The sequence below is a fragment of the Shewanella sp. MTB7 genome, from assembly GCF_027571385.1.
Lineage (GTDB): Bacteria > Pseudomonadota > Gammaproteobacteria > Enterobacterales > Shewanellaceae > Shewanella.
The window spans coordinates 4,840,601-4,855,989 of sequence record NZ_CP085636.1 but is presented as its reverse complement, the minus strand read 5'-3'; the positions used below and the strand labels follow the sequence as shown (position 1 = coordinate 4,855,989).

Genomic DNA, 15,389 nt, shown 5'->3' with positions numbered 1-15,389 from the left:
TAAATGGCAGCAGTTTGCATTTGAAGGCGAAAAAAAGCTACCAGTATTAAGTGGTAGCTCTATGATTTTTCGAAACTCGAAACTCGAAACTCGAAACTCGAAACTCGAAACTGATCCTAATTGTTAGAAAGAGGTTCTCTTGTAACGTCGATACTCTGCTGTCCAGAAGTTGTTTTCGATTGATTGCTCAAGTAGTTCATCGGTACAGGGGAGAGCATGTCCCTGTTTTACCGCAACCTTGGCAACAGCGAAGGCGATATGCTTGCTGACCTTATGGATCTCTTCAAGTGGCGGTAACAGAGGACCTTCACCGTTTATTGCTAATGGTGAACATTCTGCTAGGGCGCGGCTCGATGCCCTTAGCATTTCATCACTGACACGTTTTGCGCCAGCAGAGAGTACGCCAAGGCCGATACCGGGGAAAATATAGCTGTTGTTACATTGGGCTATTTCGAAGGTATCACCGTTAAGCACGACGGGCTCGAATGGGCTACCTGTAGCAACGAGGGCTTGACCATTGGTCCAGTGCAGCACATCTTTTGGCGTAGCTTCTACACGGCTGGTTGGATTCGATAGTGGGAAGACAATAGGGTGAGGGCAGTGTTTATGCATCGCCTTGATGATCGCTTCGCTAAACAGCCCTGGTGCGCCAGAGACACCGATTAGTACGGTAGGCTTAGCATTATTCATCACATCGAGCAGACTGACATTGCCGTTCTCGATTGTCCATCCCTTAACCATTTCAGCTTTTTGAGCCAGCTTCTGTTGAAAGTTTAACAGGTTAGGCATGCTGTCTTGTAGCAGTCCCCAACGGTCAACCATAAACACTTGGCTGCGTGCCTGAGCTTCATTAATACCTTCAGACACCATTTGTGCAACGATAGCTTCTGCAATACCACAACCTGCGGAACCTGCGCCGAGGAAGGCAATGCGTTGCTCACAAAGCTGACTTTTTGCAGCCTTACAGGCGGCAAGTAGAGAGCCAACTGTGACAGCGGCGGTACCTTGAATATCATCGTTAAAGCAGCAATATTGATCTTTGTAGCGTTCAAGCAGCGGCATCGCATTTTTTTGGGCGAAATCTTCGAACTGAATAAGAGCATCGGGCCAACGACGACTTACAGCCTGCATAAAGGCTTCGACAAATTCCTTGTACTCGTCGCCACCTATGCGCTGGTTACGCCAGCCCATATACATGGGGTCTTCGAGTAGATGTGGGTTATCTGTGCCGACATCTAATGTGATCGGTAGGGTGTATGCCGGGCTGATCCCACCACAACTAGTATAAAGAGAGAGTTTACCTATTGGGATCCCCATGCCGCCAATACCTTGATCGCCAAGACCTAAAATACGCTCGCCGTCGGTGACCACAATGATTTTGACCTTCTGACGAGTCGAGTTATTGAGGATATCTTCGATACGATCTTTATGGGGATAGGAGATAAACAGACCACGATTACGGCGGTAGTTTTTCGAGAAACGTTCACACGCCATACCTACTGTAGGAGTGTAGATGATAGGCATCATCTCGGTAATGTGATTCTGCACTAATCGGTAGTAGAGGGTCTCGTTAGTATCTTGAATGTTTCTCAGGTAGATATGTTTGTCGAGATCATTAGTAAAGTTGGTGTATTGGTCATAGGCACGAGATGCTTGCTCTTCGATGGTTTCAATCACATGGGGAAGCAGGCCTTCGAGGTTAAAAAATATACGCTCTTCATCGGTAAATGCACTGCCCTTGTTAATGAGGGGAGCTTCGAGAATTGCGGGACCAGCGAATGGAAGGTAGAGCGGGCGTTTATGATCGTCCATTAGTGACCTTTATAATGTCTTAGTTATTTAGAATGTTGTTTGTATTGCAAGATTAGCATGAAATGTGAGCTTTGTTCTGTTTTTGGCAGTGATTATTTATATTTTTTCAACTTATCTTTAACCACTGATTTCTTAATGCATTTAATTTGACGGAGGCCACAAATGCAGCAGAAATATTGTCTGTAGAAGGTGATATTATCTCCGGTCTCAAACATGTATGACGTCACGTTAGATTAATTAATTAGTCATATATATTCCAATAATCAGACTCGTTCTTCGGCCTTGTTATTAACCAGTCGAGCTAGTTTTTAATTGTAAATAATTTTTGGTGATTTTAAATATGTGGTTAACGTTTAAAAATCAGTTTTTTATTAAGTTCTGGTCGCCTTTTGCTGCCGTGATTGCCGCAGGGATTTTGTCTACTTATTTTTTTGGTTTAACGGGCTCGCTTTGGGCCGTGACTGGGGAGTTTACGCGATGGGGCGGACATGTATTACAGTGGTTCGGAGCGGAACCTGAAACATGGGAATATTTTAAAATTATCGGCTTGCAAGGTACACCGCTGGATCGTGTCGGCGGCGTAATGATTATTGGTATGTTTGGTGGCTGTTTAGCTGCAGTGTTGTGGGCGAACAACATGAAGCTACGGATGCCCAGTAGTAAGAAGCGTATTGCACAGGCACTGATTGGCGGCATCATTGCTGGTTTTGGTGCTCGTATGGCAATGGGGTGTAATCTCGCCGCCTTCTTTACCGGCATTCCACAATTTACCTTGCATGCATGGATCTTTGCCTTTACAGCTGCCGCGGGTACTTATATTGGGGCAAAGATCACCTTATTACCTTTTTTCCGCTCAAGCGCAAGGGTTAAACCCGGAGGCTTGAAAAAAGTGACGAAAGTTAATATTCATCAAGTACAGCACCGTTTTCGTCTGGGCTGGGTGGTATTTGCAGTGATGATATCGGGCTCATTCTATATGATGAGTCGTTCTACAAAGCTAGGTATGGCTATGTTTATGGGTATTATTTTTGGTTTGTTGATTGAACGAGCTCAGATCTGTTTTACCTCAGCCTTCAGAGACATGTGGATCACTGGCCGGACCCATATGGCTAAAGCCATTATCTTAGGCATGGCGGTCAGTGTTATCGGCATTTATAGCTATGTGCAGCTAGGTATGACGCCAAAGACCCTTTGGGCGGGTCCCAATGTCGTGATTGGTGGCTTGCTGTTTGGCATCGGCATTGTGATTGCTGGTGGTTGTGAAACGGGTTGGATGTACCGTGCATTAGAGGGCCAAGTTCATTTTTGGTGGGTGGGTTTAGGGAATATTGTTGGCGCAACCATTTTGGCTTATTACTGGGACGAACTCGCGGAACCTTTGGCAACGAGTTGGGATAAGGTGAACTTATTAGATGTGTTCGGGCCATTAGGGGCTCTGGGGGTGACTTACCTATTGCTTGGCTTGTCGTTTGTGCTGATTTTATTGTGGGAACGCCATTTTTTCAAAAAGCAGAATAAGGTGAAAGAGATAGCTGCCGCTGATATTCGTTAACAAATTGATTAACTTTATATAGGGCTCAAGGTGACTTGAGCTTATTTTTGCTGAGGAGCAGAGTATGACAGGATCTATCGAGCCTGATTACAATTTAGAGATTTATGGGGAGCCTTGCCCTTATCCTGCGGTTGCTACGCTTGAAGCGATGGCATCACTAAAACCAGGTGAAGTGTTAGAGGTGATCACCGATTGCTCGCAATCAATCAATAATATCCCTAATGATGCAAGAAGCCACGGTTATGAAGTGCTGGACGTTAGTCAGCAAGGTGTGATACTGCGTTTTTTGCTTAAGAAATAATAGTGATTTAAAGGTTGTGGGGTTTCAGTCAATCAGATGAAATGCGTTTCAGGTGTAACTGAGACGCATTGGATATCATTTTTTAGGGTGATTACTTACCGCGAAGCTTAAGCGATAGACCCGCTAGGAAATTACGTAATACTTGATCGCCACACTCTTTAAAGTGTTTATGACCTGGCTTTCTAAATAATGCACCTAATTCAGACTTAGACATATTGAACTCGGCTAATGCTAAAGTGCTAATGATGTCGTCTTCACGCATCTCAAGTGCCACTCTTAACTTCTTAAAAATTAGGTTGTTGTTCAGTTGAGATACTGGCTCAGGAATTTCAGCACCCTCTTTAAGACCACGTTTTTCAATGATTAAACCATCTAAGAAAAGACACATAGTCTTGTCATTACATGGTTGATAGCCCTCTTCTGACTCTTTCTTAAGCATGTTGAGTAGAAGCTCTTGCGTCATTTCATGATTTACCTTTGCGAAAATTTTAATCATTTTTGCATTTTGGTAATCAAACACGAAACGGACACGGCGTAAAATATCATTGTTTATCATAAGTCTTCATTCTTTCATCTACGCGATTGCGCGGCTGCGCAATCATCATTTGGCGACATTATATACCCAAGCTACTTGGAAATGCAGGATTCAGCGGGAATTTAATGTGCTTTAGGCAATATATTGATTTTAGGTAATGGTTGTTCCCTTGGCAAAATCAGTATCACTGAGTTTGGTGTCAGTTATTTGTTTTATTTTTATCCAGTGAGCTTGTCTATTTCACGAGTGTTCTAATGGCGGTGCGCATCTGATCGTGTAGTGAAAAAGTGCGCTTTATATCATTAAGAGATAAAGAGGTACTCTCAAGCACAATGAGGTCTAAATTCGCTTGAGGATAATGCAGTGATAGGGACATATAACCAGGTAGATAGCCGCTGTGGCTGTATTCGATTATTCCATCTTGTTCATTTATTTGTAAACCGTAGCCATAGTTCATTTCAGGCCAGCGATGGGGACGAGTGGTGTGCGCCTGAGTCATCAATGCATAACTTGTATCACTCATCAATTTTCCTGTATGCAGTTGATGCATAAAGCGAGCAAAAGCAGGGGCTGTGCTCATGAGCCCGCCAGCGGGAATCAACTCATGGGTTATGGTTAAATCAGTAGGGGATAACTTTCTATTGGTCTCGACTTTTCCATAAGCGAGAGAGGGTATCTGGCTGTGGAGCTTATCGATAGTGCCAGTTCTGGCTGAAATTCCTTTGAGTTGATTAATTTGATCTAGGTTCGTGATCTGTGCTTGAAAGCTGAGATGATTGATCTGTTCCAGCACTTGAGCCAGTACTGTGTAGCCTAAGTTTGAATAGTGAAACTTTGTTCCCGGTTTAAATAGATTGGGTTTTCCTAAGTGATTAATACCTGAGGTGTGACTAAGAAGTTGTTCCAAGGTGATACGTTTGTCATAGTGAGCAAACCGAGGAAATTCTTTGGTTGTACCCTGCTGATTAAGGTAATGATTGAGAGTGTGCTTCAGGTTTAGCTTTCCATTGTCGACGGCTTGCATAACCAGTACGGCAGTGATCTGTTTCGACTGTGAAGCCATAACAAAACTGGAGTTGAGCGTGATCCCCTCTCCCTTTGTCACAGAGGCGAGAAGCTTACCATTTTTTGAAAGCAACACTCTGCCACTGAAAGGGACTGCAGCTTTATCAAGTATTGATTCGATAAGGGCTTGATAATCACTGCTCTCTATTTCTGCTGAATGGCTATAACCAGACTGTGCCATGCACAAAAGCAGCGTCACAGACATGGTGGCTGTTTTGATGTATCTCATTGAATTGTATTCCTACCTAACGGCTTGGTTATCAGGGTTACTTTACTTAGATACTATCCAGTAGATAAACAGGCCTGCAAACCCGAGTAGGTAAATCATTCCCAACAAAGATAACGCTTTCATCTTATTACCGTATCTATCTTTTTCTGGCAAGGCTTCACTGGTCATCAGCTTGTAGTTGAGCCAGGCAAAAATAACCGTAGTCATGAAAGCGAGGATCATCACCAATTCAAGTAAAGGCAGCAGGGCGCCTTTAAAGAAAACAATGATGGCTAGCCCCAGTGTACAGATTGTAAGCATGATGCCAGTTAGGCGTTTATCTGAGTCCTGTTGTTTAGTCAAAAGTTGCCAGCCCATATTTAAGGTGCGGCTATAACCATCGATCACAGTGACAGTGGTGCTAAAGATGCAGAGTAGGGCGACAGTGCTAATAAGATAGCGAGTTTCATTGCCGAGAACCTGACTATACAAGGTGATAAGTTGACTGGCGAACTTAGCCCCTGATGCAGAGAAGTGTTCACCACTGCCATGCATAACCAGCGACCCTAAGGCTAAGAAGACAATAGCTAACAGCGCAGTGAGCAAGTAGCCAAAGTTAAAGTCCAAAATGGCCTGCTGTTTAGATATTGGCTGCTTTTTTTGTTTTTCTAGTAACCATAATGAGTTCCAAGTGCTGACTTCTATTGGTGCTGGCATCCAACCCATCATGGCAATTAAGAAACCTATATTGGCCCACTGCCAAGGAGACTGTGAGATAAAGTCTGGCTTCATGACCGGCGGGATATTAAACGCTAACGCGACAGCAACTAATGTGCTGATAGTAAGGCTGAGCATGATGACCTTAGTCAATTTATCGAGCAAGGTATAGTGGCCAAAAATTAACAGAGCAATACTAGAAAGCAGCACAATTAAGGCGAGTAGATCGATTGATAGCGGTATAAATAGCGTCAACATAGCAGCGGTTAGCATGGTCACACCTGCGGTGCTGGCGATAGCGGCAAAGGTATTTAATCCACTAAAGAGCAGTAGGTAGCCTCGCCCTTGTTTTAGGTAACCGTGGAGTAGGCTCTCACCAGTAGCAGCGGTATAACGAGCACCTGCAGCAAAAAAAGGGTACTTGAGTAGATTAACGGCAAGAATGACCCAAGCGAGCTGCCAACCAAATTCGGCACCAGCCCGCGTCGAAGAGACTAAGTGAGAAGCGCCAATCGCTGCGGCAGCCATTAAAATCCCAGGCCCTAATGCCGCTAGAAAATATTGAAATCGTGTTAATAAGGAGGTGTTAAGATTATTATTTTGTGGGTACAACTTTTCCATTTTACCTATTCTAATTTCATATTTAAGCAGTGCCATAGAATATGACATGCTTATGACCTAGTTTAAAGGGAGTATTTTTCACTCCACAGTTTAACGTCACTGTTCAGAATATTTATTTCCTCAGAGATATAAAATATAGCTAGAGTGAAACCATCTAAGCTATTGATTTTAAACAGTTAAATTATCTGGCTTATATTGGCTATCTTATACCTATTTTTACGAATTTTTACATTTTATCTCCATCTATTCATTTGACTTTACTAATTTAGCCCTTAGGTTGGGTTTTGTGATTGTTTGAGTAACGTGACTGAAGTTTGTAGTAGTCGAATCACATAAAAAATAAATATAAAAATATAAAACTTAAATCAGAGGATGATTATGAAATTACTACAAGCTTTACCTAGCCTGTGCGCTGCGGCTGTAACAGCTGTTTACGCACCTAACATAATAGCGGCAGAAGAGTCTGTTGAACGTATTCAAGTTACTGGTTCCCATATTAAACGTACCGATATGGAAGGACCTTCACCGGTAACATCGATATCAGAAGAGGACATTAGTAACTCTGGGGCCACTGATTTGATAGGTTTATTTTCGAAACTTCCTATTTCAGGACAAGGTACTTTCTCTACACAAGCTAACAGCAGTGATGATACGGCTAATGGTGGCTCAAGTGTTTCACTACGTGGACTCGGTGCTGACTCCACATTAATCTTGGTGAATGGGCGCCGCGTATCGGTGAGTCCATTTGCTAAGGGCATTGATACCGCTTTTGTTGATATTAACAACATTCCTGTATCAGCTATTAAACGTGTTGATATTCTTAAAGATGGGGCGTCAGCGACCTATGGTTCAGATGCTATCGCTGGTGTAATTAATATTATTCTTAAAGATGATATTGATGGCGCTGAGATCATTGCCAGAGTCGGTGATACTTCTGCTGGTGGAGGGAAGGAGGAGACTGTTAGTTTAGTGTGGGGAAGCCATACTGAGAAAAGTAGCCATACCTTTATTTTAGATTATTTTAATCGCGAAGAGTTACTCTATGGCGATCGTGATTACTCAAGATCATCTAATCAATCGGCGTTAAGGCCTAATGATCCCTTTGCTGAAGATATGAGAAGTTCTTCAGGTTTTCCTGGTACAGTTGCATTAGCTTCAGATCCAACCAATCGCCTGCCGGATACCTTTGGCAATGATGTCTGTGCTCCAGAGGATATCGATTTAGCCAATAACCTGTGTCGCTATGATTATGCGCCTATGATGACCATGGTGCCTGAGAATAAGCGCTTTAGTGTCAATTATATGGGTAAGTACGAAATTAATGATAATGTTAGCGGCTTCCTTGAGTTTAATGGCCAAACCTCAACAACAACGATTAAAGGTGCCGGTAGCCCAAGCTTTAATGAGTTGTTTATGTCAGCCAACAATCCAAATCACCCTTTCGCCGATATGCCAACCCATGAGTTTTATAATGAAGACCTGACTATGCGTCGACGTATGGTGGATATTGGTAATCGTCTAAAAGAAGTTGAATCAGATTACTATCGAACTATCGTAGGGCTCAATGGTCAGTTTGGCGATTGGGATTGGGAAACGGCATTTAGCTATATAAACAGTAAGTCTATTGAGCGCGGCATTGATGGTTTCCCTAACTCTCGCCGTGCCCAAGAAGCGATAGACAATGGCAGTTGGAACCCGTTTGAGCCTTCAACAAATACCCAAGCAGCGTTAGATTTTATCGAAACCACCACCAATCGTTTTGGTGAGTCGACTAACCGCTCAATAGATGCAAAAATCTCCGGCCCTATCATGGAGTTGCCAGCTGGTGAGCTGATGGTGGCTATGGGAGCAGAGTATCGAGAACAATCAATCAGTGATAATCCCGATGATCAATTTTTGCGCGGTGAAGTATTTGGCACTGAGGCGACTCAGGCCAATGGTGAGCGAGATAGCACCGCTTTCTATGTCGAATTAAGTGTGCCACTTCTTGACTCATTAGAGCTGCAGATAGCCGCTCGTCATGAGAATTACAGTGATTTTGGTACAACAACCGATCCTAAAGTGGCACTCTTATGGTCAGCCACAGAAGATCTCTCCTTTAGAGGCTCTTGGGGCACTGCATTTAGAGCGCCATCATTGGCTCAACTGGGTTTAGGTCGTACCGATGAGTCACCAGGGCTTGTGGATACAATACGTTGTGCAGCGGTGGGGAACATTAATAAGGCTTGTGAGACGCAAGAGTACACTGCTGTGTTTGAGGGTAATCCGGATTTAGGGCCGGAAGAGTCCACAAGCTATAACTTAGGTATGATCTACAATGTAACCGAGGAATTTAACTTTACTCTTGATTACTATAGCTATGATATTAACAGTATAATTGATTCAGACACCCAATTTGTATTCAGTAACTATGGTGATGACCCTAGCGTCGTCGAGCGTCTACCTTCGACCATTCCAAATGATCCCGGTGAAGTCGTCACCATCTATGACTCATTTCAGAATATCGGCGATCTCGTCACCACAGGTTTAGATTTGGATGCAAAATATCTGCTAGAGACCGATGCTGGTGAGTTTAAATTCAGTTATATGTTGAACTATGTTTTCAAGTACGACGATAAACGCCCAGCTAGTCTTGATAAGCCTGGAGAGAAAAGGACCAATATTCGAGTGGGAGAATTTGAGCAACCTAAAGTACGTTGGACTGCTGGCGTTGATTGGACCATCAGTGATTTTAGGTCCTATGTGGGTGTGAATTATATTGGCGAATTTGATCAAAAAGAGGTCGTTCAAAAAGAGGGCATGGACAACATTGATGCCATGATGACGGTTGATGCTTCGGTTAACTATTATGGATTACCCGATACAGTATTAACACTGGGTGCGACTAACCTGTTCGATGAAGAGCCACCGTTCTCTTATCACGACTTTATGGGCTTTGTGACTTCAGTGCACAGTGGACAGGGACGTTTCGTATACTTGCAAGCGAGTTATAGCTTCTAAATTTATCTGTTGAAAATTTAAACTGTAACTAAATACTAAACGGTCGTACTTGGGCCGTTTTTTTTGCTTTAATGGCAACACACTTATAAAAAGCTAATTGTCGAAGGAGTGAGAATGATTAAGTTATATGGCGTGCCTCGTAGCCGTTCACTGCGCGTATCTTGGATGCTTGAAGAGTTAGGGCTCGATTGGCAATACCATTTTATCAACTTTGCTAAGGGCGATAGTCGCAGCGAAGCTTTTCTGGCCATTAATCCCTGCGGTAAGGTACCCGCCTTGGTTGAAAATGATTTAGTGATTACTGAGTCGGCAGCAATTGTGCTGTATCTTGCCGAAAAGTATGGTGATGGAAATTTGCTGCCTCAGAGGGGAAGCAATGCAAGTGCGCTGCATCATCAATGGGTGAGTTTTATTACCTGTGAATTGGAGCAGCCACTGTGGACCATAGGTAAACATAAGTTTGCCCTGCCCGAGGAGTTACGTCAGCAGAGTATGTTTGCCGTGGCTAAATGGGAGTTTGATAAGGCGGCTGCGATTGCTGAAAACTGGTTGCCTGATAGTGAGTTTTTGCTTGGTGATAAGCTGTCAGCAGCAGACATATTATTAGGGCATACTCTATTATGGGCAACACGGTTCGAGCAAGACATTCCGCCTAAGTTAGCGGCTTATCGTGACCGTGTAACATCCAGACCAGCAATGACCAAAGCGCTAGAAAAGGAGATGGCGGGTGCCGAGTAGCTTTTCTCACTATAATCTCATCTGTTAGAAACGAAAAAAGCATCTATGAAAGATGCTTTTTTCGTTTATGCTCTTCGAAACTCGAAACTCGAAACTCGAAACTCGAAACTAAAGCTGTGCTGCCGCCCATTTTGCTCGGTTTTCACGACTCTCTTTCAAGCCCTCTTTTTCACGGTAGGCTTTATAACTTTCAATTTCTAATGCCACTAAAGTGACATCAACCTCTAAGATAAGTTGACACTCTTTCTTAATGCGCCAAGCTGAGGTGTTATAGAGCTCTGTAAGTGGTAGAGCACCTAAAAATTCAGGGTTATATTGTGCGTAAAGCGCTTGAGTTGGGTAAACCACGAAGCTAAGCTTACGCTTTGGTTCCTGCTTGAATAGTTCCTCGATACCATCACACGTATTAAGTACCTGCATCTCGATGGTCTCATCGATTTCGATTAGCTTCTTTTCTGCTAAACCAGATACAGGTTTCTCGCCCGCTTCCCATGCGATAACATCCTCTTCAGTTGCTTTACTCAGCTCACCAACTTGCGCAGGAGTGAGGCCTAAAGATAAACGCAGGTACTTTATTTCAATGGCATTTAAGCCTGAACTCTTTGACATTGTATTTCCAATATATATAGACTTTTCGCTAGTTTGAAGCGAAAAGATAAACGCTTGACATGCTAGAACCTAGAACCTAGAACCTAGAACCTAGAACCTAGAACCTAGAACCTAGAACCTAGAACCTAGAACCTAGAACCTAGAACCCAAGCCTAGAAACTCTAATTTGAACTTAACTCTTCATCCAGACTTGTTCGACCCATTCCCACAACGATTCCCAGTACTCACTTTCGGTTCCATTCTCGTTCCATAACAGCACCTGTCCTTCTTGATCAATACAGTAGAAGTTGTTGCTATTGCCCTGCTGACAAATTGGAACGTACTCACGGGACATGCCAATAGACCAAGCGTATGCAGTGACTTCAGGAAGAAAAGTATGGGAGTTTGGATCGCTGACAGTAACAGGTTCTAGCGAACCATAGATAACATCACTGGCGTAGAGCAGATACTGTTTTAACTCTCCGGGTAGAGGCATTAAAATTTCCTCTTCGGCCATGACGAGCTGATCGAATGTTGGAAGTTCTAAAGGAATAGGAACGGTTTCACTCATTTCCTGTAGTTGCTCTATGATGTCGTGCATTGTCTCTTCGCTAGTTAGCTATCAGTGAAATGGGAGTATATCCCGAATCGAGTGAATTTGTTAGTTAGGCCGCAGCTTGGAGCACACCTGCATTATCAATGCGCTTATAGTTCAACCAAGCCTTATGATATTGCTTGTGAGAACTCTGACGTAACTGAACAATCCTTGCGGTTTCTGCATCAAGTAAGTTTCTGTTTTCACTGCTCGCAAGCGCTTCGATCCCTTGTACCTCTTGATAATTTTGATGCTCTGAGCCACTTTTGATTTTAGCTATTTCATTGAGGTGGAGTTGAACTTCGACAATCATTCCTGTTTGGGGCAGCTTAATCAACGCATTAAGATCTCGGTAGCCAGACTCTTTTGGTGAAGCGAAGCGGTTTTTGACTTGGATAACCTCTGTCTGTTCACTGAGAGTCTGGTATGCCTGCATGAGATCGTGAATGTTATGGGCGACAATACTGGCTCTGGCTAGGTCTGTTATCTGGCTAGCGTCACCATTAAACTTTGTGGTGACCTTATTATGGGCTCGCTCAAAAGTCTTTATCTGAGGCAGTGAAGCAGTGAGGACAGTATTCTTTATTATCTGTTCTATGAGGATATTGAGTTCATTCTGAGCGGGTTGAGCTTGAGAGTATAGGGTCTCCAGATCACTACTTGTCTGTCTGGGAGTATGATGCTGAAGACTTGAGATGGAGTTTAGACCAGTGAGATTTTTGGGCAGTGATTGCCTAGCTGCATAGTTATCACTTTTCTCTTTGACTTGGTTTTGAAATTCATGAGTTGCAGCAAAACCGGTACGGGTAGAAAGGAGCAGAAGAAAGATAAAAAATGTTCTAAATAGTTTGTTCATACTGTTCATAAACATATTACGGACCTCAAAACTGGTTAAGAATGCGAATGTTTCAAGTAACAATGTATATGTGATTTCCTTAATCTTTGCTGAATGAAAAATTAAACTTTGTTCATGGACAATACCAACCACTGGAAAGAGATAGTATCGACCATTTTCTTGTACCTATTAAGGTTAGATTACTCCTATTTTTCAACAAAAAAGAGCGCATATAGCGCTCTTTTAAAAGATAAAGGTGTAATACCAGTCAGTATAAGAAAGTGATCTACTCAGAGCGTTTTTTGGCAAACTAATTCAAGGCGAATGGATGACAGAATGGTTATTCCCTTGTGAGTTCATTTAACGCAGAAGTAGGCAGCCAAAAACACTCCTTACAGGCGTGTTTTAGCGCGTCCGATGCGATGTTAACGAGCTTAAACGTAGAACAACTATGTTCTTCACTCGTTGCCTTGCCTCAGAAGCGCTAAATTCTCGCTGAGCGATCACATCTTTATGCTGATTGGTATAAATTTGTATTACCAGATCTTTACGCGATTTTCAGGAGCTATGTACATTGCATCATCTTCTTTTAGGTCGAAGGTGGTATAGAACTGAGGCATGTTCGACAGGGCGCCTAGTGAGCGGAACTTCGCTGGTGAATGTGGATCTGTTGCTACGCGATTACGCATTGATTCCTCTTTGATCTTGGCGCGCCAGATCTGAGTGAAACCGATGAAGAAACGCTCATCACCAGTTAAACCATCGATAACGGGTGCCTCTTTGCCGTTGAGTGACTTTTTATAAGCCTTGTAAGCGATAGTCACCCCGGAGAGATCACCAATGTTTTCGCCCAGTGTTAGCTCACCATTTACATTTAAGTCATCAAATACAGCATAGCCATTATACTGATCTACAAGTGCTTTACCACGAGCTGCAAATTCTGATAGATCGTTTTCAGTCCACCAATCACGCATGTTGCCTTCGCCGTCAAATTTAGCACCTTGGTCGTCAAAACCATGGCCCATTTCGTGTCCGATCACCGCACCAATACCACCATAATTGACCGCATCATCCGCTTCCATGTTGAAGAAAGGAGGTTGCAAAATAGCCGCTGGGAAAACAATTTCATTCATGGTTGGGTTGTAGTAAGCATTAACGGTTTGTGGTGTCATATGCCACTCCCACTTACGAATAGGACCTGCAAGTTTTGCCAGCTCTTTTTCGTGTCCAAGTTCGTTAGCACGAATATTGTTACCAATCAGCTCATCGGCCTTGATGGTGAGTTTATCGTAATCTTCCCACCTGTCCGGATAACCTATTTTGGGATCAAACTTAGCCAATTTATCTCTGGCAGCCACTTTAGTGTCTGCACTCATCCAAGTCAGGCCGTCTATACTTTCGCCGTAAGCGCCACGTAAATTTTCAACTAAGGTCTGCATACGTGCCTTAGCTTCAGGAGTAAAGTGACGTTTAACGTAGACCTTGCCTACGACTTCACCTAACACACTATTGACCGTGCTTACACCACGTTTCCAGCGAGGTTGCTGCTCTTGCTGTCCATTGAGGGTTTTAGAGAAAAACTCGAAGTTTTCATTATCAAGTTCGGCCGTCATTTCGCCAGCGAAATGAGTCAGTAACTGCCACTTCATGTAGGTCTGCCAAGCTGCAAGTTCATTCGCTTTTAAGACTTCATTGAAGCCCTCAATAAAGCTGGGTTGATTGACGATGATATCTGGCTGTGTTGCAACGCCTAGAGTGGTTAAATAGCCTGTCCAGTCGATATCAGGTGCTAGAGCGGTAAGCTCTTTAATTGTCATTTTGTTATAGGTTTTAGTGCTATCACGAGTTTCAACCACGTCCCAGTGTTTGCTGGCGATGGCTGTTTCCAGAGCCAGAATCTGCTCGGCACTGGCTTTTGGATCATTAAAGTCTGCTAAAGTGAACATTTTTTCGATATGCTCGACATAGGCTTTACGAATATTGACGAAGCGTTCGCCTTCATTAAAGTAGTAATCTTTTTCCGGCAGGCTTAAACCATATTGCCACAGGTGGGTAGCGTAACGGCTTGAATCTTTGGCATCAACATCGATATAGAAAGCCAGTGGTGTTCCACCACCGATAATTTGGCTGTGGGCAAAGTAGCTCACCAGCTCTTCTTTCGTTTTTAGAGCGGCAATCTTATCTAACTCAGCTTGGATTGGTGCAGTCCCTAGTTTGTTTAGTGTGTCAGTATCCATAAATGAACGGTAAAGATCTGCAACTTTTTGTTCGTCAGTGCCGACAATTAAATCAGTCGTAGCAGCGACTTCTTCGATAATGGCTTTTATATCGTCACGAGATTTTTCACGTAGATCGTAAAAGGCACCTGTGCTAGTTCTGTCACTTGGGATCTCGGTGTTCTTAAGCCAGGTGCCGTTTACATAGTTATAGAAGTCATCTTGAGGACGAACAGACTTGTCGAAATGAGCGAAATCTATGCCTGAGCCTAGGGCTTTAGATACTGCTGCCGCCGTTTCTGTTTTGCTGGTATCGGGAGTTTTCACTTCAACTTTTTCATTATAGCAGGCAGTAAGTCCTACAATGAGTGAGGCACAAAGTCCCCCAACGAGTGCTTTTTTCATTTGTTTTCCTTTTAATCTGCAGTTTGCCCATATAGGGTCATTTTTGTTATCTATCAATCGCAACTTTGCATAGTGGTACACATGTTAAGGCTATTGGAGGAATGTAAACAAGGGGAGGGGGGAAGATGGTGGGGTTTCAATCAGCTTCATGTGTAAGAAAAGGTTTCCTTAAGTGTTATTATGTTTATCTGTAGCGAGAAA

Annotated in this window: 12 protein-coding genes; 4 read left to right on the top strand and 8 right to left on the bottom strand. The window is 43.2% G+C overall.

Annotated elements, in window-relative coordinates:
- Positions 1-123: 123 nt before the first annotated feature.
- Entirely contained in the window at positions 124-1,812 is a 1,689-nt protein-coding gene (locus HWQ47_RS21110; protein ID WP_269967971.1) for an NAD-dependent malic enzyme, read from the bottom strand.
- A gap of 340 nt (positions 1,813-2,152) precedes the next feature.
- On the opposite strand from HWQ47_RS21110, the gene yedE reads away from it, so the two are divergent.
- On the top strand, positions 2,153-3,364 hold the full coding sequence (gene yedE, locus HWQ47_RS21105) for a selenium metabolism membrane protein YedE/FdhT (RefSeq protein WP_269967970.1): 1,212 nt from the start codon (positions 2,153-2,155) through the stop codon (positions 3,362-3,364).
- 64 nt (positions 3,365-3,428) lie between these two features.
- Complete coding sequence (gene yedF / locus HWQ47_RS21100) at positions 3,429-3,665, top strand: sulfurtransferase-like selenium metabolism protein YedF (protein ID WP_269967969.1); 237 nt, start codon at positions 3,429-3,431, stop codon at positions 3,663-3,665.
- 91 nt (positions 3,666-3,756) lie between these two features.
- Here the strand turns inward: yedF and HWQ47_RS21095 are convergent, their stop codons facing one another.
- The 3 genes from HWQ47_RS21095 to HWQ47_RS21085 all read right to left on the bottom strand — a co-directional run bounded on the left by HWQ47_RS21095 (position 3,757) and on the right by HWQ47_RS21085 (position 6,811).
- Positions 3,757-4,221 (bottom strand): DUF1456 family protein, encoded by a 465-nt coding sequence (locus tag HWQ47_RS21095; protein ID WP_269967968.1) that lies wholly within the window; start codon positions 4,219-4,221, stop codon positions 3,757-3,759.
- A gap of 214 nt (positions 4,222-4,435) precedes the next feature.
- Positions 4,436-5,494 carry a serine hydrolase domain-containing protein gene (locus HWQ47_RS21090; protein WP_269967967.1) on the bottom strand — a complete coding sequence of 353 codons (1,059 nt, stop codon included), beginning with the start codon at positions 5,492-5,494 and terminating at the stop codon, positions 4,436-4,438.
- Positions 5,495-5,536: 42 nt separating this feature from the next.
- Positions 5,537-6,811: an Nramp family divalent metal transporter gene (locus HWQ47_RS21085; protein WP_269971820.1), complete on the bottom strand. Its 1,275-nt coding sequence runs from the start codon at positions 6,809-6,811 to the stop codon at positions 5,537-5,539.
- Between the two features lie 378 nt (positions 6,812-7,189).
- Here HWQ47_RS21085 and HWQ47_RS21080 point away from each other — a divergent pair, with 378 nt between their 5' ends.
- Together HWQ47_RS21080 and HWQ47_RS21075 are read left to right on the top strand one after the other, a co-directional pair.
- Complete coding sequence (locus HWQ47_RS21080; protein ID WP_269967966.1) at positions 7,190-9,811, top strand: TonB-dependent receptor plug domain-containing protein; 2,622 nt, start codon at positions 7,190-7,192, stop codon at positions 9,809-9,811.
- A gap of 114 nt (positions 9,812-9,925) precedes the next feature.
- The gene (locus HWQ47_RS21075; protein WP_269967965.1) at positions 9,926-10,549 is read left to right on the top strand and encodes a glutathione S-transferase family protein; all 624 of its coding nucleotides are present in this window, start codon (positions 9,926-9,928) and stop codon (positions 10,547-10,549) included.
- Positions 10,550-10,657: 108 nt separating this feature from the next.
- On the opposite strand, the gene HWQ47_RS21070 is transcribed toward HWQ47_RS21075, so the two are convergent.
- The 4 genes from HWQ47_RS21070 to HWQ47_RS21055 form a co-directional block, all read right to left on the bottom strand.
- Complete coding sequence (locus tag HWQ47_RS21070; RefSeq protein ID WP_269967964.1) at positions 10,658-11,158, bottom strand: DUF4447 family protein; 501 nt, start codon at positions 11,156-11,158, stop codon at positions 10,658-10,660.
- Positions 11,159-11,330: 172 nt separating this feature from the next.
- Positions 11,331-11,738, bottom strand: a complete 408-nt coding sequence (locus HWQ47_RS21065; RefSeq protein ID WP_269967963.1) for an SMI1/KNR4 family protein — start codon at positions 11,736-11,738, stop codon at positions 11,331-11,333.
- 64 nt (positions 11,739-11,802) lie between these two features.
- On the bottom strand, positions 11,803-12,588 hold the full coding sequence (locus tag HWQ47_RS21060) for a RelA/SpoT domain-containing protein (protein ID WP_269967962.1): 786 nt from the start codon (positions 12,586-12,588) through the stop codon (positions 11,803-11,805).
- 515 nt (positions 12,589-13,103) lie between these two features.
- Complete coding sequence (locus HWQ47_RS21055; RefSeq protein ID WP_269967961.1) at positions 13,104-15,188, bottom strand: M13 family metallopeptidase; 2,085 nt, start codon at positions 15,186-15,188, stop codon at positions 13,104-13,106.
- Between the last annotated feature and the right edge of the window lie 201 nt (positions 15,189-15,389).

Bases quoted from the DNA above. Each gene is read 5' to 3' on its own strand.
- HWQ47_RS21110 (WP_269967971.1), bottom strand. From the start codon at position 1,812: ATGGACGATCATAAACGCCCGCTCTACCTTCCATTCGCTGGTCCCGCA.
- yedE (WP_269967970.1), top strand. From the start codon at position 2,153: ATGTGGTTAACGTTTAAAAATCAGTTTTTTATTAAGTTCTGGTCGCCT.
- yedF (WP_269967969.1), top strand. From the start codon at position 3,429: ATGACAGGATCTATCGAGCCTGATTACAATTTAGAGATTTATGGGGAG.
- HWQ47_RS21095 (WP_269967968.1), bottom strand. From the start codon at position 4,221: ATGATAAACAATGATATTTTACGCCGTGTCCGTTTCGTGTTTGATTAC.
- HWQ47_RS21090 (WP_269967967.1), bottom strand. From the start codon at position 5,494: ATGAGATACATCAAAACAGCCACCATGTCTGTGACGCTGCTTTTGTGC.
- HWQ47_RS21085 (WP_269971820.1), bottom strand. From the start codon at position 6,811: ATGGAAAAGTTGTACCCACAAAATAATAATCTTAACACCTCCTTATTA.
- HWQ47_RS21080 (WP_269967966.1), top strand. From the start codon at position 7,190: ATGAAATTACTACAAGCTTTACCTAGCCTGTGCGCTGCGGCTGTAACA.
- HWQ47_RS21075 (WP_269967965.1), top strand. From the start codon at position 9,926: ATGATTAAGTTATATGGCGTGCCTCGTAGCCGTTCACTGCGCGTATCT.
- HWQ47_RS21070 (WP_269967964.1), bottom strand. From the start codon at position 11,158: ATGTCAAAGAGTTCAGGCTTAAATGCCATTGAAATAAAGTACCTGCGT.
- HWQ47_RS21065 (WP_269967963.1), bottom strand. From the start codon at position 11,738: ATGCACGACATCATAGAGCAACTACAGGAAATGAGTGAAACCGTTCCT.
- HWQ47_RS21060 (WP_269967962.1), bottom strand. From the start codon at position 12,588: ATGAACAAACTATTTAGAACATTTTTTATCTTTCTTCTGCTCCTTTCT.
- HWQ47_RS21055 (WP_269967961.1), bottom strand. From the start codon at position 15,188: ATGAAAAAAGCACTCGTTGGGGGACTTTGTGCCTCACTCATTGTAGGA.